General features: G+C 45.3%; 12 protein-coding genes and 2 pseudogenes. 9 read left to right on the top strand and 5 right to left on the bottom strand.

Annotated elements, in window-relative coordinates; all coding sequences use genetic code 11:
• Window positions 1–112: 112 nt before the first annotated feature.
• Both AC0THY_RS03805 and AC0THY_RS03800 read right to left on the bottom strand, forming a co-directional pair.
• Entirely contained in the window at window positions 113–1,753 is a 1,641-nt protein-coding gene (locus AC0THY_RS03805) for an Ig-like domain-containing protein (RefSeq protein ID WP_489993144.1), read from the bottom strand.
• A gap of 119 nt (window positions 1,754–1,872) precedes the next feature.
• Window positions 1,873–2,091, bottom strand: a pseudogene (locus AC0THY_RS03800) (plasmid mobilization protein); the annotation flags it as partial.
• A 217-nt stretch (window positions 2,092–2,308) separates the two neighbouring features.
• On the opposite strand from AC0THY_RS03800, the gene AC0THY_RS03795 reads away from it, so the two are divergent.
• The 6 genes and pseudogenes from AC0THY_RS03795 (at window position 2,309) to AC0THY_RS03770 (ending at window position 5,695) form a co-directional block, all read left to right on the top strand.
• Window positions 2,309–2,851: a helix-turn-helix domain-containing protein gene (locus AC0THY_RS03795; protein WP_489993143.1), complete on the top strand. Its 543-nt coding sequence runs from the start codon at window positions 2,309–2,311 to the stop codon at window positions 2,849–2,851.
• 93 nt (window positions 2,852–2,944) lie between these two features.
• Complete coding sequence (locus tag AC0THY_RS03790; protein ID WP_489993142.1) at window positions 2,945–3,148, top strand: PLDc N-terminal domain-containing protein; 204 nt, start codon at window positions 2,945–2,947, stop codon at window positions 3,146–3,148.
• A complete protein-coding gene (locus tag AC0THY_RS03785; protein WP_489993141.1) occupies window positions 3,145–4,062 on the top strand; it encodes an ABC transporter ATP-binding protein in 918 nt (305 codons plus the stop codon). The genes AC0THY_RS03790 and AC0THY_RS03785 overlap by 4 nt, the downstream gene beginning before the upstream one ends.
• Complete coding sequence (locus AC0THY_RS03780; protein ID WP_489993140.1) at window positions 4,059–4,817, top strand: ABC transporter permease; 759 nt, start codon at window positions 4,059–4,061, stop codon at window positions 4,815–4,817. Before AC0THY_RS03785 ends, AC0THY_RS03780 begins: the two co-directional genes overlap by 4 nt.
• A 508-nt stretch (window positions 4,818–5,325) precedes the next feature.
• A pseudogene (locus AC0THY_RS03775) lies at window positions 5,326–5,520 on the top strand (sigma factor-like helix-turn-helix DNA-binding protein); the annotation flags it as partial.
• A complete protein-coding gene (locus AC0THY_RS03770; RefSeq protein WP_489993139.1) occupies window positions 5,492–5,695 on the top strand; it encodes a helix-turn-helix domain-containing protein in 204 nt (67 codons plus the stop codon). The pseudogene AC0THY_RS03775 and the gene AC0THY_RS03770, both read left to right, overlap by 29 nt.
• A 632-nt stretch (window positions 5,696–6,327) precedes the next feature.
• Here AC0THY_RS03770 and AC0THY_RS03765 read toward each other — a convergent pair.
• The gene (locus AC0THY_RS03765) at window positions 6,328–10,341 is read right to left on the bottom strand and encodes a family 78 glycoside hydrolase catalytic domain (protein ID WP_489993138.1); all 4,014 of its coding nucleotides are present in this window, start codon (window positions 10,339–10,341) and stop codon (window positions 6,328–6,330) included.
• 191 nt (window positions 10,342–10,532) lie between these two features.
• Here AC0THY_RS03765 and AC0THY_RS03760 point away from each other — a divergent pair, with 191 nt between their 5' ends.
• Together AC0THY_RS03760 and AC0THY_RS03755 are read left to right on the top strand one after the other, a co-directional pair.
• On the top strand, window positions 10,533–10,736 hold the full coding sequence (locus AC0THY_RS03760; protein WP_489993137.1) for a helix-turn-helix transcriptional regulator: 204 nt from the start codon (window positions 10,533–10,535) through the stop codon (window positions 10,734–10,736).
• The gene (locus AC0THY_RS03755) at window positions 10,733–11,164 is read left to right on the top strand and encodes a DUF6442 family protein (protein WP_489993136.1); all 432 of its coding nucleotides are present in this window, start codon (window positions 10,733–10,735) and stop codon (window positions 11,162–11,164) included. Before AC0THY_RS03760 ends, AC0THY_RS03755 begins: the two co-directional genes overlap by 4 nt.
• 99 nt (window positions 11,165–11,263) lie before the next feature.
• Here the strand turns inward: AC0THY_RS03755 and AC0THY_RS03750 are convergent, their stop codons facing one another.
• A complete protein-coding gene (locus tag AC0THY_RS03750; protein ID WP_489993135.1) occupies window positions 11,264–14,770 on the bottom strand; it encodes a family 78 glycoside hydrolase catalytic domain in 3,507 nt (1,168 codons plus the stop codon).
• A 273-nt stretch (window positions 14,771–15,043) separates the two neighbouring features.
• Here AC0THY_RS03750 and AC0THY_RS03745 point away from each other — a divergent pair, with 273 nt between their 5' ends.
• Entirely contained in the window at window positions 15,044–16,096 is a 1,053-nt protein-coding gene (locus AC0THY_RS03745) for an AraC family transcriptional regulator (RefSeq protein ID WP_489993134.1), read from the top strand.
• A gap of 73 nt (window positions 16,097–16,169) precedes the next feature.
• Here the strand turns inward: AC0THY_RS03745 and AC0THY_RS03740 are convergent, their stop codons facing one another.
• A complete protein-coding gene (locus AC0THY_RS03740; RefSeq protein ID WP_489993133.1) occupies window positions 16,170–20,258 on the bottom strand; it encodes a family 78 glycoside hydrolase catalytic domain in 4,089 nt (1,362 codons plus the stop codon).
• Window positions 20,259–20,347: the final 89 nt, after the last annotated feature.

The following is a 20,347-nucleotide window of genomic DNA, read 5'->3' as shown; positions in this document are numbered from 1 at the left end:
CACCCTAATCCTATGATATAAAAAATTCCGGGAGGCAAGACAGACCTGACCCCCGAAACCCCCTATTTGGTGCTCTTTTTATAATCACTTGGCCATAAGTGTAATGACTGACCTATTTAATCTTTCCCCGAAAATCCGTTTCAACAAAATCGCCAGCGACAATATTCTGTCCAGTTGCCAACGTTACATTGAATTTGATTTTCTTTTCAGAAATCCTGGTACATTTTATCCAGAATGGAGTTAAGTTATAATAGTATCCGGTGGCATAAGTGGATACTGTTTCATAGTTTCCTTTCCTATCCGGCCTATTTTTAAAGAAAACTTTGGTCGAGTTCCATCCCATTGTTATCGTTACCGAAATATCATACAACTGATTCTTCTCTTCCGCAAAGTATAACGTAACCTTATCATCACCTATTGATTTAAAATATCTGCCTCTTAAATCCTTGATGGTTGAATTCTTCTTTTTTATAACTGTAATCTCGCATTTAGCAGTAACGCCATTGGCTTTTGCAGTAATGGTTACTTTTCCGGCCCTCTTTGCAGTGACTTTACCCTTGGAATTAACGGATGCAACAGAGGTATTACTGGATTTCCAGGAAACTTTGTTCTTTTTTCCATTAAGGACAGCATTTAATTGTACCGTACTTTTACCTGTTGTATATAATGTCACTTTCTTTTTATTTAATTTTATGGATGGATTTGTTACTTTAACTTTAACATACACTGTTTTTCCAGATACGGAAGCTTTGATTTTACATGTACCTTTTCCCTCGGCCTTTACCCTTCCTGAATTGGTAACCGCAGCGACTTTCTTATTGGTACTGGACCATTTAATTTTGGCAGATGTATTCTTTTTCTCTGCTGTTATTTGTACTGACGTTCCCTTGGTAAGTGTGATTGAAGTCTTATCTACTGTCAGCTCTGGAGGAAAGCTAAAAATAACCAAATCTGGATTAGAAGAATACATTTTAACAGTCATTTTTTCAAACATGGGCTTGGTATTTTTTGAAGTATAATTGAACAGTTCCCTCACGGTAACTTTGCCATCTTTATTCGCATCAGCTTTTACATTGTCATCCCAAAAGCCTAACCCCTTCCCCATGGCAAAGGTAAATTTCCCATAGGAATATCCCCCAAACCATGTGTATGGCAATTCTAATAAGGATCCAAATTGACTCTCCTCTTCATACCCACAGGACAAGATACAGGTAAATCTTTTTTTATCTTTATCTGGAAGCTTTGAAACTCCCAAATTATAAAAAGCTTCTGCACAGCAAGTGTCCAATATAACAACTATCTGCCCTTTATACTTTGCCAACTGCCTTGTCAAATCTTCATATTCGTAATAATCGCTTGAAGAAAGTGTAATCCCGTAAGCCTCCAGAACTTTATTTTCCTCTAAACGTGCAGTGGAATGGCCTGCATAATAAAAAATGTTCAGATCATCCCCTTGGCTAGAGCCAAACGAATGGTCTAAAATTTGATTTATGCTTGTTCTGGATACCCCCTCTTTATAATCATAACTGTAGGCATGTATATTTTTCTGTGAGGTGACATAATTGTCTAACTTATTCTCACACAACCTGGAATACATTAATTCTTGGCTATTTTTTGCTCTCTCAGGCCATCCGCTGATTGCCAATGCATGAAGTTTTCCCTTTGCCTGAGCCTGCAGCACCGGTGTTGCAAGAATAAATGCAAAAAACATGATAAAAATACCAATCTTTAAAATCCAATCTTTTCTTTTCATACAATACCCATTCCTCCCATACTTTTTGTTTTCATTATAAACCTGTTAACATAATTTGTCAGCAAAACAGCCATTTTTTACGTCATCCTAAATACGCAAATTGAATTTTATGAAAGGTTTGCAATCTGATTGACATTCACGCCGATTTTCTGAAGCTGCGCCGTATGCCTTTTGACTTCCTGCAAATCAAGCGTGATGATGTACCCGTCAATGAGTATTTTCCGAGCATAGGCAGAGAGATTGAGCGTCGGTATCTGCTGCATTTTTTCTTCAATTAACGCCCGTTCTTCCTCTGTTACCCGAATAATGATTTGCACGTTTCGTTTCCTGTTTTCCATGAGTATCCCCCTTTCTCTAACAAGACGTTTTCAAGCGGTTTTTCTACCCGCTTTGTGATAATTTTTCTTTCACTACCTACTGCGAGGGATTTTCAAAAATGCCAAACATACACTGAAAAAATGCTTCAAATTTTTAATTATGGTATGTCAAAGTGCCAATTGACTTTTTAGTATCAAAATGATAATATTTTCATATATCAAAGCAGGAGGGAAAAAGATGACAGATAAACTTATGGATTGCATTACAAATCCAGTGAAATGTAAATTGCTGCTTGAAATATATTCAAAAGGGAAAGCAACAGCGAAGCATTTAGCCGATACTTATATCGATATTCCTCAAGCTACCCTATACCGGCACATCAAGAAAATGTTGAGCGACGGCATTTTGCAAGTGGTAGAAGAAACACAGGTACGCGGTACAGTAGAAAAAACCTATGCACTCGCATACGACATCAACAGCAATATGGAAACTATGGTTGAGGAAAATTCCGGCGAACTTTATATGCAGTATTTCATGCAGTATATCTTTGGATTTGCAAAGCAGTTTCAAGAATACTGTCAATCTCCGAATATCAATATCAAAAAAGATATGACGGGATTTTCTCTTTCCCCACTCTATCTCTCTGATGATGAATTGACTTCTCTTGTAACAAGCATTTCTCAGATAATCAGCGCAGTAAAAAATAATGAACCTAACTCAAAACGTAAGTTACGGACGATAGGTGTAATTGTGTCTCCAGCAGAAAATACAGACAAATAAAATGACCGTCCCATGTAGGGGCGGTTTCCTATTGACTTTATATTATCATTATGATAATATTATTAAAACGACAATATATAGGAGGTAAAAACATTGAACATTCTATTTGAAATTCTGCCCTTGCTGATTCCCGTTCTGTTTGTAGATATTGCTCTTGCAGTAGCGGCAGTAAGACATATTCTGCGACACCCACGCAATCGCTTTGGAAACAGAGCCATGTGGCTTGTGATTGCTGTAGTGCTCTTGCTCTTTGGACCGATCATTTATTTTGTCTTTGGAAAGGGGGAGAACGAATGAACATCCTCACAATACAAAGCTTATCTAAAAGTTTTGGAAAGCAGAAAATCATTGACAATCTTAATCTGTCTGTACCGGAGGGAAGTGTCTTTGGTTTCATAGGGAAAAACGGAGCCGGCAAAACAACGACCATGAAAATGGTGTTGGGGCTATTACAGCCCGACAACGGAAAAATCGCTGTCTGCAATGAGCCTGTTTGCTTTGGGCAGACAAGGACAAATCAATATATCGGATATTTGCCGGACGTCCCAGAATTTTATAACTATATGACACCCATACAGTATCTAAAACTATGCGGAGAAGTCATTGGTCTATCAAAAGCCGAAATATCCAAAAGAAGTGAAGAACTGCTCTCCCTTGTCGGCCTAAACGGTGCAACAAAACAAATCGGTGGATTTTCTCGTGGTATGAAGCAACGGTTGGGAATTGCACAAGCATTGCTCACACAGCCCAAATTACTGATTTGTGATGAACCGACAAGTGCGCTTGACCCCGTAGGAAGAAAAGAGATTTTGGATATTCTCTATAAAATCAGTGGAACGACAACGGTGTTATTTTCCACTCACATTCTTTCTGATGTAGAGCGTATTTGCGACCATGCCGCTTTTTTGAACGAGGGAAAAATTACTGTCACCGGAACACTTGCAGAAATTAAGGCTTTGCATGGACACGATAGCTTGCTTTTAGAATTTTCGGCAGATAAAGATTTGCAGCTATTCAAGAAGCAAAAATCCATAGAGCCATTGTTATTTTATTCCGAAGAAAATAACAGGGAACTTATTTTACATAGCCGCGATATGGTAAGTGTGCAAAAATCTTTGTTTCGTGTACTTGCGGAAACAGGGATTTGCCCCGTAAAAATAGAACTTATGGAGCCGTCCCTTGAAAGCCTGTTTTTGGAGGTAGTGAAATGAGTGGATATATTGCTTTTGTAAAAAAAGAATTTACGGAAAATATGAAGAATTATCGTTTTCTTATCCTATTCGCGGTTTTTCTGATTTTCGGTATTATGAGCGCATTTCTTGCAAAATTTACGCCGGAGATTTTATCGGCTTTAGCCGCAGATATGGAAATGACTTCTGAACCAGTCGCTTTGGACGCATGGAAACAATTTTACAAAAACATTTCCGGCGTTGGGTTCAGCGCATTTATCATTTTGTTTGGAAGCTGTATGTCAAATGAATATTCCAAAGGAACCTTAGTTTTAATGGTTACAAAGGGGTTGTCCCGTAAAGCTGTTATCCTTGCAAAATATACGGTAGCCGCCGCACTTATGACAATCAGCTATTGGATTGGGTATGCTGCGACATACGGTTATACAGCCCTTTTATGGATTGACAACAACCTTTCAAATGTTGCCTTAGCCGCAGTTTCTCTTTGGATAGTTGGTTTTCTGTATTTGAGTATTCTGATGACTGGGTGCGTGATATTCAAGCAGACTTTTACAAGTATACTCTTTACGGGCGGCATTGTTGCCCTTATATCTTTGCTTGGAATGATTGAGCCGATTGCTAAATTCAACCCATTTATCTTAACCTTAAAAAATGTAGATTTGATTTCCGGCGAAGCCATTCCGGCAGAATTTATGATACCCGCTTTTATTTCCGTCATTTTATCCCTTTTGGGATTACTTATTGCAATTCGGCTTTTCAATAAAAAGCAGCTTTGAACAGTGAGTATAAAATGATTAGGACTCGCGATTGCTTGAATAAACAATTTCATGCTCTTGCTAATGATACTCTGAAAAAGTTAGAACTAAGTAACCTCATTACGGTTGAAAGGTTAGGGCGATATAAAAAATACAGATTGAACAAGGAAGCATTTGAGGAAATCTCCTTTTGGTTAAGCAATTTAATTTCAACATAAATCTGCCGGACGGACGGCAAAAGAAAAAAGCCGTCGCACAGCAGACATACCCTTACGCGCTTAAAGCGGCGGCTTAGATAAAGCCGCTGTTTTATTTTTATGGCGGCTTCGGGAGGTAGCCGTCATGCCAATTGCAAGTGTCATGGATAATAGATTATTAAAAAAATCATGCTTACTGCAACGAAGTATTCCGGCTATGAATATGAACACACATATCATTTAGCATACCTTGATAATTCTTATTACTCAAACACTCATGCGGTTTTATTCTGCATGAGCGTTTGTTGTAATAGCCCCGGTTAGCCGACGCATTAGTCAAATTGTCGGAGCAAAGGCGCACTGTCCTGCTGATGTATTTCGTCCTCGGTTATAGTGAAAGAAAAATCGGGAACGAGTATGGAAGAAGCAGAAGCACAGTGAATTACTGGAAGCATGCGACATTGAAGCAGTTGAGAAAGGAATGGTTAAAGTCAAAAGATGAGGAACAAGAAGCTGATACCCTTTAAATTCATTGAAAAAGCTGTCGCCGGAGAACCGGAAATCATAGACGCGGTATTGCGGCACTATGCCGGACACATCAAATATCTGTCTACCTATCGGGGACATATCAACGACGATATTCAAGACCGTCTGAAAGCACAGCTTATCAAAGCTATCCTGCAATTTCGTTTTGACAGGTAGGAAGTAGCAATGAGAGCGCAATAGGATAAACCGCTTACGCTCTCAATCCATTATGGAATGTAACACGATAGAGTGCGTTTCTCGCTTGATTTAAGCGGCATTACAGCGGTGATAGGGGCAGGGATAAGGTTTTATACTCCTACCCTTAAAAATGGCGTTCTATTGCGTAACATAGCAAACGATATTTCTTTGTACTGCCACTTCTCCCATTCCATTCTTTTCTGTTCCGGCGGCTCTGCCGCTTTGTCTTACCCCAAAGGTGAGGGGTTAGGGAAAGGATAGGAAGGGAATGGTAATTGGGTAAATCCGTATCTGATTTTTCTTTAGTTATTTATATCTTTATTTAATTGCGTTGGATTATCCGATGTCGGATAATCCAACACTGGAAACTATACGGTACTCAAGAATCGTCTAATCCAACCGCTTTATAAAACTGCTGATTTTGGGATAGGTATGTTACGCAGTAGGAAGGCGTTTTTGAGGGAAAAGGTATAAATCCCTTGCCACGTGGGAAACGCGCCCGCAAAGCCGCTTGTATCAGTACTTTTTCTGCACCCTGTATGGCAGCTACCCTATTTCAGTTGGTTAGTTGATACTGTTTTATGAGAAGCTACCGTATTTTTCTATTTAGCTTATTTTATACGCACACTCTTTTTAGAACTGTAGCTGGTGTACACTTTTTTACCGCCGATGGTCTTATAAGCTCTGACACGGAAGTAGTATTTCTTACCTGACTGCAGTTTCTTGATAGTCCTGCTTACTGTACTACCCTTCTTGATGGTCAGCTTCTTTCCACCAGTCAGGTTGGACTTTCTGGAGTACTGAATCACGTATCCCTCTGCCCCACTCACTTTTTTCCAGGTCACAACAGCTGCTTTTTTCTTTTTGCTCTTAACCGCTTTGACAGCCATTTTCTTTGCGGAGAACTCCAGTCTGTCTACCCGCAGCTGTGCTTCTTTTGCCGCTTCCAGCGCTTCCTGTGCCTTTGCGCTGTTCTCTCCGGCCAGTTTCTTTGCTTCCTCTGCCGCCTTCTCGGCTTCTGCCAGCTCTTTCTTGGCTGCTTCCAGCTCTGCTTTCAGCTTCTGGCTGGAAAGGTTGGATGCCTCCAGTCTTGTGGCAATGTCAAAAGAATATGATCCGGATACTAAAGCAAACTTTGCGCAGTCCTGTCCATTGCGTTTTTCTCTTCCCGCATAGGATGCCCCCTGGGGTATACTCATGAAATCTAACTGGGTCTCATTGATGGGAAGATATAAGGTTGCTGTGGTATTTGCTGGCACAGCTGCCTGGTAGGAAGTGATTTCACCTTCCTCGGCAGTCCATCCGCTGTAAATGGTGCCATAGTTGGAATCATAACTTCCGTTGGCATAAGTGAAGGTTCCTCCAACTGTAGGCTGCAGTACAAAATCCTGGTATCCCGCTTTTCCTTCATCTGTTGTGATACCCAGCTGATAGGACATCATCCATTCAGAGATCGCACCCAGCGAGAAGTGGTTGAAGGAGTTCATGGAGTTATTTCCATTGAATCCTCCCTCTACAGTGTAGGAGTTCCAGCGTTCCCACACAGAGGTCGCACCCTGGGTAACGGGATACAGCCATGATGCGTACTCAGTCTGTTCAAAGAGCTTATATGCCTCTTTAATATAGCCATACTTGGTCAGGACCGGTACCAAGTTTGGTGTTCCCGAGAAACCGGAGGTAATAGTGTAGCCTGCCTTTTTTACTGCTTCCACATAATTTTTCACTGCCTTTGGTTCATTCTCTTCGTTAAAAATTCCATAGCGGAGCGGTGTGGCGTAAGCTGCCTCGGTATCATTCACTGTGGTGGTAACTCCACCCCACCCTGAAGAGGTGATCGGATACGGTTTACCGTCATCCGGATTGATGTACTTCGCATTCCACTGCTCTTTGCCAAGAGTATACCTTTCCGCATATTTCTGCTGCAGGTCCGTTCTGCCGATCACTCCTGCCATATCTCTTGCCAGGCCCATCAGATACACGTAAACGGCATTGTTGATCAAATCGGCGCTGGTAGAATCCACAGACAGCCAGTCTGCCAGGATGCCGGTCTGTGTTGTCAGGTTTGGATACTCATCGCTCAGCTTGTTTGTATTCAGATATTCCAGGTACTTATCAATTGCCTCTATATTTTCTTCAATAATCTGTGTGTTTCCGGACTGCTTATACATATTGTATGGGATCACCGTCAGAGCTGCATCCCAGGATACGCCCATAAAGCCAGGTGCCATGGTATCCCTCACAGGTGTAAAGGTAGGCGCTGTTACCGGGAGGGAGCCATCCCTGTTCTGGCAGTCTCTCAGGGATACCAGCCAGTTCCGGTAGAAATTGTACACGTCTGTGTTGTAGGATGCTGCCAGGGAAAATACCTGTGCGTCGCCGGTCCATCCCATTCTCTCATTTCTCTGGGGGCAGTCTGTGGGCAGTGACAAAAAGTTGCTCGTCTGGGAGTTCTGCACATTCTTAAACAGCCGGTTCACCAGATCATTGGAGCTGTTGTAATCTGCTGTCATCTCCACGGATGAGAGCACCTCTGTCTTGATATTTTCCTTTGGAAGCTCTTTTTTAAGCCCCGTAATTTCAATATAACGATATCCATGGAAGGTAAAGTGAGGCTCAAATACCTGATCCCCTGCAGTTGCCGTGTAAAAATCGGTGCACAGGGCTGCGCGCAGGTTTTCCACCATCATGGACCCAACCAGTCCGGCTTCCTCATACTCGGGGAGATTCGGATAGAGAATCTCTGCGTAGCGGACGGTCACTTCGTCCCCTTCATCCACATACTCTGCGGGAATGGTAATCTTTGGGATACCGATTACATTCTCACCCATATCATAGATGTAGGAGCCTGTCCCCGGCTGTGCTTCTCCCAGAGCCTCCACTGCATCCAGCTCTTTAACGATTCCTGCCTGGTCGTCATATCTGGTTACAAAGTCAAAATCATTAAATCTCGGTTCCAGTACTGCCGGTTCCTCCCAGTCTGCATCACTGTATGCCGTTGTGGACCAACCCTTGTATTCTTCTGCTGTTTGCCCGTTGTAGCGTTCTCCCTGATAGAAGGAATCATACTCAACCGGTCCCTCTGTGGACACCTTCCAGGTGTCTTTGTCCGTCACCACTGTCTGGGTCGTCCCGTCCCCATAGGTGATGTCCATTTTTGCGAGAAGCGCCTGCTTTGCTCCGTAATAATTGTAATTGGATGCTGTGTATGTCTGGTAGCCGCTCCACCAGCCGCTTCCCATCTGGGCACCAATGGCATTGTCGCCTGCCTTCAGCAGATCTGTCACATCGTATACCTGGTAAGGCATGGTGCTGGCATACTCAGCGCTTCCAGGGTTAAACCATCCATCACCTACCTGCTCGCCGTTTAAGAATATTTCATAGATACCCTGAGCCGTCACGTAGAGTCTGGCACTGGCGATTTCTTTGTCTTCTGCCTTAAACTCAGTTCTCACCATAGGGGAAGAACCATGGGAGGGATCTGCATAGGCCAATACACCATCCGAACCGCCCTTAACCGTTATAATATTGTCCGCACCTACTGTGACTCCATCCAAGCCTTTGAAAATTTCATAGGTGGCGCCCTCCTTTGCGCTGAAGAAGATACCCTCTACATTGTCTCCGGGATAGTTAATCTGAATATTGCTGTAAGCAGCCGTCTCTCCGGCCGGAACTGCAAAACCGATGGAGTTCAGGTTCGGAAAGCTGTTATAGTCATGGCTTGCTCCCAGGGGATTCAGTTGGCGGGCGTTATCCACTGTTACACCATTTAAAATACAGCTGACTTTGTTGATATTGGAAAGTGTAGCCAGTTTCATAGCAATGGTGCCATGAACTCCTGCTTCTTTGAACACTTCTGCCGGGATATCTACCGTATAGTCGGGAACGTCCTCGTCATTTTCTGCTGTCTGTCCATTTGCGGGCATGCCCACCACATAAATATTCAAGACCGGTTTCGCCGGGTTTGCAATATCTACTTCGTATTTAAAATAACTGTTTTCTGTCTGGGAGCCCCAGATATTCATGGCTGAGTTTTTCAGGCGGAAATCACCAGCTCCCAGAATCACTGCCGCTCTGGTACTGCCCTCAGGAATCTGAAGTGTCATGTCCATATCAAAATAGGCAGCAGATGTGGAATCAAAGTTCAGATCCTCAGATCCAATCCACTCTGCCCCATCCCAGGACGCGTAGGTGGTGTCCATCAGAGATGTCTCAAAGGTATTTGTCTCAGACGTATACTCTTTTCCGGTCTCATCAGTTACGGTTACCTTCCACTGATACATTGTCTTTGCCTGCAGTGCTTTTCCCTCATATGTTATATTGGCGGATACGCTGTCATTCACCTTTCCGCTGTCCCACATCACGTTGCCGCCCAGGTCGTTAACCACGATCCTGTAAGCCGTTTGCTTTGCTCCAATGGTTTCCGACTGCATCTGCCAGCCAAATACCGGCACTTCACTGTCAATGCCAAGAGGGTTCACCCTTCCGTTGGTTTTCAGTGCTGTAATACTTTTTGTCACTGAACCAGCCGCTGCTATTGACGGCATTGCCGGGCTGAGACTCCCGACGATTATGGCACCTGTCATCAGAACTGCCATTCCCTGTTTCCATAATCTTTTTCTCTCCATAAATTAATTCTCCTCCTTTCGAGATATTTCTATCATAAATGAAAGAGAGTAACTTATTGCCACTTTTTTGGTATACAAATCTCAGGTCAAACGGACTTTTTCTTATCTATGGAAAGTTAACTTGACATACGAGCGTATAGTGTTATAATAAAGTTATGGAAAGTATGCTTTCCATGGAAAGGAGGGATTTTTTGAAAAACCGTCTGGAAGAAATACGAAAAGGCAGGGGAATCAAGCAGGAGGATTTGGCCTTTGCCCTCGAGGTATCAAGGCAGACAATCGGTTCGTTGGAAAATGGAAGATACAACCCATCCATTATCCTGGCTTTTAAAATCGCACGTTATTTTGATATGAAAATCGAAGATATTTTTATTTATGAGGAGGATCTAAAATGAAAAAAAACGTAGTTGATTATTTTTTAGTTATCATAGGACTCTTGGTGCTGGGATTGGGGTTTGTACTGCTAAAAACCTTCTCTGACCCCCAGGGGTTCATGAACGCCCTCCCCTATGTATGTATTGGCGTGGGCAGCGGTATATTTGGTCATGGTATGGGGAATGTAATTGGCCGCCAGGCTATAAAAAACAGCCCGGATATTCAAAGGCAGATTGCTATAGACCAAAGGGATGAACGCAATATCGCGATCTCAAACCGGTCAAAGGCCAAATCCTATGACCTGATGATATTCGTCTTTGGCGCACTTATGCTTTCCTTTGCCCTGATGGGCGTGGATATCACGGCAGTTCTGCTGCTGGTATTTTCCTATCTCCTGGTCATCGGTTATGGCGTTTACTACCGCTTTAAATATGAAAAAGAAATGTAGACTAATTTGCGCCAAGAGAGAGCTGCCCACTATTCTCAGTGATGCAGCCCTCTCTTTTACCCGGGAAATACCTTGCAGCTATGCAGTGCAATAACCGTTTTATTTCACACGCATGCTCTTTCTATTACTATAATTTGTGTATACTTTCTTTTTGCCAATGGTTTTGTAAGCTCTTACCCTCACGTAATATTTTTTACTGCTCTTCAGCTTTTTGAGAGTCCTGGTTACAGTGTTTTGCTTCAGCGTTACCTTTTTTGCTCCCTTGAAGTTTGCCTTTGTGGAGTACTGGACGGTATAGCCGTCTGCCCCCGTAATCTTCTTCCAGGATATTTTTGCCTGCTTCTTGTTTGTGCTCTTAGCCGCCTTTATGGATGGCTTCTGGGCCTTAAATTCCAGTTTTTCAACTTTTAACTGTGCTTCCTCTGCCAGTTTCCGGGCCTTCGCGGCTGCCTCTAAGGCCTCCTTGGCGGCCTGGCTGTTTGCACCTGCCAAAGCTTTAGCCTCCTCTGCCCTCTTATCGGCTTCCTCTGCCCTCTTGTTTGCTTCCTCCGCCAGTCTGTTGGCTTCCTCAATAGCTGCATTTGCAGCATCCTCTTCGTCTGAGACGGCAAACTGATAACTTCCTGCCTGCAAGTTGTACTTTGCAGTTTTCATGCCATTGTGCTCTTCCATTCCGGCATACTCCACGCCTTCCGGTACAGCCATGGCTTTCGCCTGGATTTCCTTGATTGGCAGATACAGGGTGGCTGTGGTGTTGGCCGGAACAACTGCTGTGTAGGAGGTCATCTTCCCATCCTCTGCGGTCCAGTTGGATTGGATGGTTCCATATACGGATTCATAGGAACCATTTACATAGTCCAGTCTTCCGGCTGCATCTACGGATGGCTGCAGGATGAACTTCTTGTAACCCGGTGCGTTTTCATCTGCCTTGATACCGCTCATATAGTTATACATCCACTCAACACATGCCCCGTAGGAGTAGTGATTGAAAGAGTTCATCCCATAATCCCCAAAGCTGTCCTCCTGGGAGTAGGAGTTCCATCTCTCCCAGATGGTAGTGGCACCGTTCTTTACTGCATACAGCCATGACGGGCACGCATCCTGGAATAACAGATCGTAGGCAACGTCTGGCTCACCGATGGAGGTCAGTACCGGAAGGATGACATTGACACCCAGGAATCCTACTGAAAGCGTATTTTCCGGCTGTCCTTCCCGCATGGACTGGTTCTTATTCCTGATATTTTTTACCAGGTTTCTTACCATGGTATTTCTGGTCTGCTGGCTGTCATAGAGCCCCAGCTTCAAAGCCCACAATAGACCTGTCTGTGCATTATCCTGTGTGGGTGCCCCTGAAAATCCTACGGTTGGGAACCCGTCTGCGGAGCCGGAGAGGAGATTTCCGTTCTCGTCCACATACTTTGCAAGAAACGCCTCCTTCACTTCCTCACTGCGTTTCTCATATTTCTGAACGTCCTCCGTTTTTCCCAGAAGTCCGGCCATCTTAGCCATCAGCTGGGAGGTGTAGTACTGGTATTCCATGTTGATACACTGTGTGGAGGCTGCGGTGAATGCCAGCCAGTCGCCAAACAGGAATGTGCTGTAACCATTCTCATATACATAGTTCATATAGCGGTCCATCTCCGGATAATACTGCCTGATCATGGAGAGGTCACCGTTCTGCTGGTACAGCACCCACGGAATAAGGACTCCGGCATCACTCCAGCCGCATCCCAGCGCGGGGAAGAAATATCCGTTGGGGATAACCGGCCCGTAGAAAGCGCCCTGAGAGTCTGCATACAGATTCAGGTAGCTGTTCATAATCTGGATATAGTTCTCCAAAAATGCGTTTACCTCAAAGTTCATGGCGCCTGTCTGTGCAAAGAGCTGTGCGTCACCTGTCCAGCCATAACGCTCTGCGCGCTGCGGACAGTCTGTGGGAACCGAGAGATAGTTTCCGATCTGTCCCCAAAGTGCATTTTTAAAAAGTTTGTTGACGTTTGCATCCGAGGTCTCTATAAATCCTGTCTGATCGCCGACTCCCGTTATGACCTTTCCGTCGATTCCGTGGATGATCACGTCTTTGGTGGTACTGATCTCAATATAGCGGAATCCGTGATAGGTGAGGGATGCACGGTAACTTTCCTGGCCTTCTCCTGAAAGGATATAGGTGTCCTCGCAGAGTGCATTTCCCAGACCGCCGTTGATCAGAGACGCTGTATAAATGGTTCCCTTGGGTCCGTCGCTGCCGCAGGTTCCCTCTCCGTCCGGATCTTTTCCGTCGTTGAGCATCTCGGCAAAGCGCTGTTTAACCTTGGTATCCTTGTCACCGGACACCACCATCCGGGATACTCCTACCATGTTCTGTCCCATATCCACGATCAGCTTGTCCCCGGCCCTCAGGGTGACCGGCTGTGTCACATTTACTGGATGTTCCACCACAGAGCCATAGACCAGGTCTGCATCCGGAGCTCTGTTTTCCGACTCGTTGTAGGTATAGGCAGCTATGGGCACCTGCGTATATTCTTTGGCAATGCGGGCGGTAGCTTTGGCGTTTGCCTTAACTTCGCCGTAGTACTCGTCCGCCTCTGGCTTGGCCCATTCTGTCTGTGGTTCATATCCCACTTCATTCCAGCCATCAATTGCTTTTGCCACATTTGCGTCAAAGGTTTCTCCGTCATAGAAATCGTTCACCAGATAAGGGCTTTGGTTGGAGTAGGTCCAGGTGTCCTCGTCCGTGGTCACCACATCCGTGCTTCCGTCCGCATAGGTAACTACCAGCTTGCCCAGAAGCGCCAGCTCCTTGGCTGCCGCATCCCCGGTGTCACCAAAGGCATTTTTGTAGTCTGCGCTGCCGCTGATACGTCCTTTATACCAGCCATTTCCCACTACAGCCCCAATGCAGTTTTCCCCCGCTTTAACGTAGGAAGTGACGTCGTATGTCTGATAATTTACATAGTCATTGTACTCCACCCAGCCTGGATTGAAGATGTCATCCACATCTGACACCACTTCCTGACCATTGATATATGCCTCATAGATTCCCATGGAAGTCATATAAAGCCTTGCGGATGCAATTTCCTTGTTGTCCAGGGTTGCTTCTGTACGGAACAGAGGCGCTGCCTGGCTCTCCACAGTCTGTTTAATCCACTGGGCATCGCTAAAGTCTGTACCTGTTTCAAAGAAAGCATCCTCTGAGATATAGACCTCCCCGTTCTCTGCCGTGACCTTCACATTCCAGATATAGCGCGTCTGAAGCTTCAGTTCCTCTCCTCCATAGGCTATACCGGTAGAGATACCGCTGTCTGCCTTTTTGTTCCACACAACCTTACCTTTTTCATCCGTAACCGTGATCTCATATGCCTTCTGAGCTGCCCCGGTCCGGCCGGACGTCATATTCCAGCTGAATTTTACATCGCCGGAATCGATTCCCAGAGGATTGCTCTGATAGTCCACCTTCAGGTTCCCTATGCTGTCTGCAGCAGATTCTGCTGCTGCGGGCGCTGCCTGTACATAAGCGGATGCTGCGCCACTCCCTGTGGAAAACACCAATGCCGGCACTAACGCAGCGGCCAATGTTCTTTTTAGATACTGTTTTCCCTTCCTCATGTTGTATTTCTCCTCTCTCTTTGATTACGTCCCTGGCTTCCTCTGCATGATCTCACGATTTTTTGTCTATGCCGGGTTCGTATCTGTTCAGTATCTTATCACCTTTTTCTGATTAAAAGCGGGGAGTAATTTTACTTGAATAGGGTAACTTTATGACTTCTTTTCCTTTTATCTGTTGCTCTCACCGTCGCAATATGGTATATTCTATAAATATCAGCTCGGTTTTTTGTGCATCATTACCACATTTTTTTGTGTAAGAGAGGAGCGTTCGTCATGGCTGAGTATACCCACATTGATAGGCAAGAGGTTAACAGCCCCAGCAGCACTGGGAATGCTAAAAAAATCCTGCTCTCCTATGAGGACTGTGCACGAATTAATTTAGAAAACATTTCCGCCTATTTTCGGACTCACAAGCCGAAAACTCCCCGCAGCGCTGTCTCTTTATTTCCTCAGCATATAAAGTTTGACCTGTTTCACTTTACAAAAGACAAGGATGTAACCGTGTTTCTTCACACCGATGAGACAATCTATGACAGGGAGAGAACGCAGAGGCGCTATACGCCCCACAATCTTCACGACCATGACTTTTATGAGTTAAATGTGATCTGCCGGGGGAGTGCACAAAATTATATGCTGGACACCTGTATCAAACAGGATTCCTCCAAAATCCTCCTGATGAGTCCCTATGCCTGGCACTACGCCAAGGTTTGTTCAGAGGATACTCTTTTGTTCAATATCATGATCCGCAGGGAGTTTTCTCCCTCCTCCCCCTTTGGAGTGCATAATCTGCTGTTTTCCAGTGGTTTGAACTTATCACCGCTGCTTCCCTACAGCGTTTTCACGAATACACCGGAGACTGAGTTCCTGATCCATGAGATTCTCCATGAGTTCTATTCCGATCTCCCCATGAGTCAGGAGTTGATCAAGGCAGACCTCTTAAAGCTTTTCACACTCTTCGGCCGCCAGCTGCTCACCCCCAGCGCTTCCCACACTTATCCGGTGGAGCTTCACCGGGTTTTTCTCTACATCCGGGAACATTACGCCACAGCAACGCTCCATGAGGCCGCAAAGCTTTTGAACTTTTCAGAGGGTTATCTCAGCCGTTTCGTAAAGAAGTATACCGGGTGCTCCTTCAACGAGATTGTCTTTGATATCCGGATGCAGAATGCTGCCACTCACCTGAAATTCTCCAATTATACCGTAACCGAAATTTCAGATATGGTAGGTTACTCTGACCTGAGCTATTTCCGGAAACTCTTTAAGAAAAAATATCAGATGTCTCCGAATGTCTATAGGAAGATGTATCGTGAGGATAATAGGCTCTAAGACCACTTCAGGTTCTTTTTCAACACCCGGGCGTTGCCCGGGTGCTTATGCAACAGCCCCGTATTTTTATTTCTTATTTCACACGAACCACTTTCTTTCCGCTATAGCCCGTATACACTTTTTTTCCGCTAATTATTCTGTAGGCCTTCATACGCACATAATAGTTTTTACCGCTCCTTAACTTCCTGATGGATTTGCCAAGGGTGCTTCCCTTCTTTACCGTGACGGCTTTCTTTCCCTTAAAGTTTGGCTTTGTGGCGTACTGGAGTACATATCCCTCTGCACCGCTTACTTTTTTCCAGGAAATTTTTAACTGCCTTTTCTTTGTGCTCTTTACAGCCTTTATATCAGGTTTCCTGGAGGTAAATTCTATTTTTTCCAGTCTGGCCTGGGCTTGCTCTGCCGTTTTTTGGGCCATCCTGGCTTCCTCTAAAGCTTCCTGAGCCTTCTTACTGTTCTCGCCGGCCTGTTTCTTTACTGCTTCTGCTGCCTTCCATGCTTCCTCCGCCTTTCTGTCCGCTTCCGCTGCCTCCTGTCTGCTCTGTTCCAGCTGCTGAGTGAGCTTATCCATGGCCTGGTCCATATACTCTTCCCCGCTCAAAATTGTCAGGTCATATACACCGGATACCAGCTCATACCGCGCACACATCATCTCGTTGTGTTTTTCCATTCCCACATAGGTCATACCTTCTGGGACGTCCAGGTATTTGGCCTGTTTTGCAGTAATCGGGAGATATAAAGTTGCCGTAGTATTTGCCGGCACCTCCGCTTTGTAGGAAGTGATGGCTCCCTCTGCGGACCGCCAACTGCTGCGAACGGTTCCGTAATCAGACCGGTAACTTCCATCTACATAATCAATACGGCCCTGGTCATCTATGATTGGCTGAAGTACAAACTCCTGATAGCCCGGTGTATCTCCGGAGATAATGCCTGCCATGTAACCGTACATCCACTCTCCCACAGATCCCAGGGAATAATGGTTAAAGCTGTTCATGGATACATCACCAAATCCTCCCTCTGCACTGTAAGCATTCCAGCGCTCCCAGATGGTGGTAGCTCCCTGCTCTACCTCATAAAGCCAGGAGGGGGCCATGGTCTGAAGAAGCAGGTCGTAGGCCTTGTCTGTCTTTCCGCTTTGAGAGAGGGCAGGCATCAGCCAATTTGTGGAGATAAATCCAGTGGTGATTCTGTCATTCACCGCTTCTATACATGTCTGCAGTGCATCTGCCGCGCTGCCGATCTGATCCCCGTCAATCATGCCTAGGGATATAGCCAGTGCATAGGCACCCTGTGTATTGTCTGTCAGTGTTCCGTCTTCTTTTACAAAAGTCTTTTTAAAGTAATTTTTCAGCTTCTCATAAGTTGCCTGATACTTTTCCGCCTCTTCCTTATATCCCAGAAGCCGGCAGGTCTGCTCCATAATAGATATATCGTAGGCAGCAATCAGATGGCGGAGCACATCTGTACTGGTCACTGTGCCCGCAAATTCATTTCCGTAGTCACCGCCGCTCATGCCCGGAGCCAAGTGATCACCCAATGTGGAACCTTCCACAGATCCATCCCCATGGAAAAACGTTTTTTCCATGTAGTCCATGTATCCCTTCATAGTCTTATAGGAATCCTCCAGATAGGACAGGGATTCATACTGCATGTAACATTTCCAGGGCACGATGATGGCAGAATCCGACCAGAGCCAGTATCCGTCATTGCTCCCCACCTCAGGTACCACTGCGGGAATCAGGCCATCCCATATCAGGGCGGCATCGTAGCTATTGGTGCTGTAACGCTTCATGAAGTTCTGAACGTCCATATTGTAGACACTGGTTCCGGCAAATACATTGGCATCCCCTGAGTATCCCCATCTCTCATCTCTCTGGGGGCAGTCCGTAGGTACGCTTAAATAATTGCTCACCTGGCTCCAGTAAATATTGCGGATCAGTTGGTTGACTTTCTCATCATTTGTAGTCATTTCCATGGTCTTGTCAAGGTTAGAGGCGATCACTTCCCCCTTAATAGATTTCACAGTGATGGGCGCGGATGCGTGAATATCCAGATAGCGGAATCCAAAGAACGTGAATTTAGCTTTCACATTTACCTTTCCGCTGTCTCCCACCACATAGACTTCCTTCGCCTTTGCTGACCGAAGATTTGCAGTATAAAGAGTACCTACTTCCCCATCGCCCTTGCCATTCTCTACGCTGGCCGGATCATTTAACATCTCCCCGTGACGAATTTCAATTCGGGTACCCGGAGCTGCTTCAACTTCCATATTCTCCCATCCAGCAAAATTTTGTTTGAAATCGTACAGGAAATAGGTATTATCCCCGCTGCTGTCCAACAGTTCCACATCCGTCAGCTCATCCACTTTTCTCACAGTCTCACCGATCTGAGGGATAATTTCCCCTGTAAATCGAAAACTATCGTCCACCGGAGCCCAGTCCACAGTATCATCATCCCAGGCCACTTCTTTAGCTGCATCGTAGCGTTCACCGTCCCAGATATCATTGGATGTGATGGGCCCCTTGTTATAGCACTGCCAGCTCTCATCCGTAACAATCGTGTCCTGGCTGCCATCCGTATAGGTAACAACCATCTTTGCCAGAAACTCCAGGTCGTCTGACTTATAGGTGTTTCTGGAAATACGTCCCTGGTACCATCCTGTTCCCAGATATACCCCCAGCGTATTTTCGCCTGTCTTCAAATAATCTGTCACATCATAGGAATTGTACGTTACCTTCTCCCCGTATACCGTCCAATCTGGTTTCATCTCGTCGTAGACGGTTTCCCCGGTCTCATCATCCTGTACGCCTACTCTTTCCCCGTTCAGATAAAGGTCATACAATCCCAGGGCCGTAGAATAGATTCTGGCAGTGGCGATCTCCTTTTTCGGTGAAAACTTCTTTCGCAGCATCGGTGCACTCTGGCCCTCAAAATCCTCCTGGGTAACCAGCAGATCATAATCTCCCGGGTGGGACTGGATCAAAAGCTCCTGATTGTTCCCGTTCTCAATAACTGTTCCAAAATTGAATGCATTTACCCCATCCTCAAAATCTTTGGAATAGGTCACCACCGGGGTGTCACTGCCTTTCCTGACTGCCTCTACTTTGATATTGTCGTAGGCTACCTTCAAATCTGAGTTCGCATTCTGCTTCATGCCAACTCTACCGTACTGGAGGGGCATTAATTCCACATCTTTGGCATCCAGTACAAATCCCTTTGTAAACTGCGTATAATTCCAGGATGGATAATACTTTAGTTTTGCCGAATTATAGTAGTACTTGGGCTTGGAGAAGCTTCCCACCTCTTTTCCATTAACGCTGGTAGTAACCTTTCCGGATTTCAGGTCTGCATGAACCTCAACCTCCATCTCATCTCCCACCTGAATGCCGTCCAGAACCTGATACATAGCTGCATCTTCTGTCACATTAGACGGTATCTTTGAAGGATCAAAATCTGTATCTGTCTCATCAACAATCATCAGAGCAGTATCCCGGAAACTCTCCTGTGTGGTTCCCGTCTCCACACAGGGAGCGTAGGAGATGGTCCCGTCCGCATTTTGAATAAACTTCATATAGTAATAGTGATTCACGTCCTGATAGCTGTACACCAGGCTGGCGTAAGAATGGGAAACTTTGCTGTCAAAGCGAAGCTTGCCGGAAACCGTATAGGAATCCACTTCGTAATCCACCTTGTCTTCATCCAGAGCAATCCACTTAGCCCCGTCCCATCCGGACTCTTTGTCCACACCTGTCTCAAAGCTGTCCTGGCTGCTGGCGATTTCTCTGCCCGACGTATCCCAGGAGGTTACCTGCCAGTAATAGGCCGTCTCCGGTTTCAGCGCTTTTCCCTCATATGTAATATCCTGGGTGTCATCTCCTGTCACCTTCCCGCTGTCCCATACCACAGGGCCTTCCAAGCTTCCCTCTCTCACCACGATCTGATATGACCCCTGCTTTACGCCAATGGCCTCTGACCGTATGGCCCATCCAAAAACAGGGGATTCTTCCGCTTCTATTCCCAAAGGGCTTTCCAACCGATTGGTTTCCATGCTGACAATGGCAGACTGTGATGCTTTCTTCTCTGCATGGGTTGTCCCGGGAACCGCAGCACTCATAAGTATCACTGCTGCCATCCCCAGGGCTGTGAGTCTTTTCTTGTTCATGTAATTTCCTCCTTCTCTTTCTTTTTCATATCCCTATTGTAAAAAAAATCAGCAGCAAAAAATATGAATTTTCTGCTGCTGATTTATAA

This window comes from Ruminococcus sp. 8Y-12 (assembly GCF_058119865.1).
The sequence above is the reverse complement of the archived record's forward strand: the minus strand, read 5'-3'. Positions and strand labels throughout refer to the sequence as shown.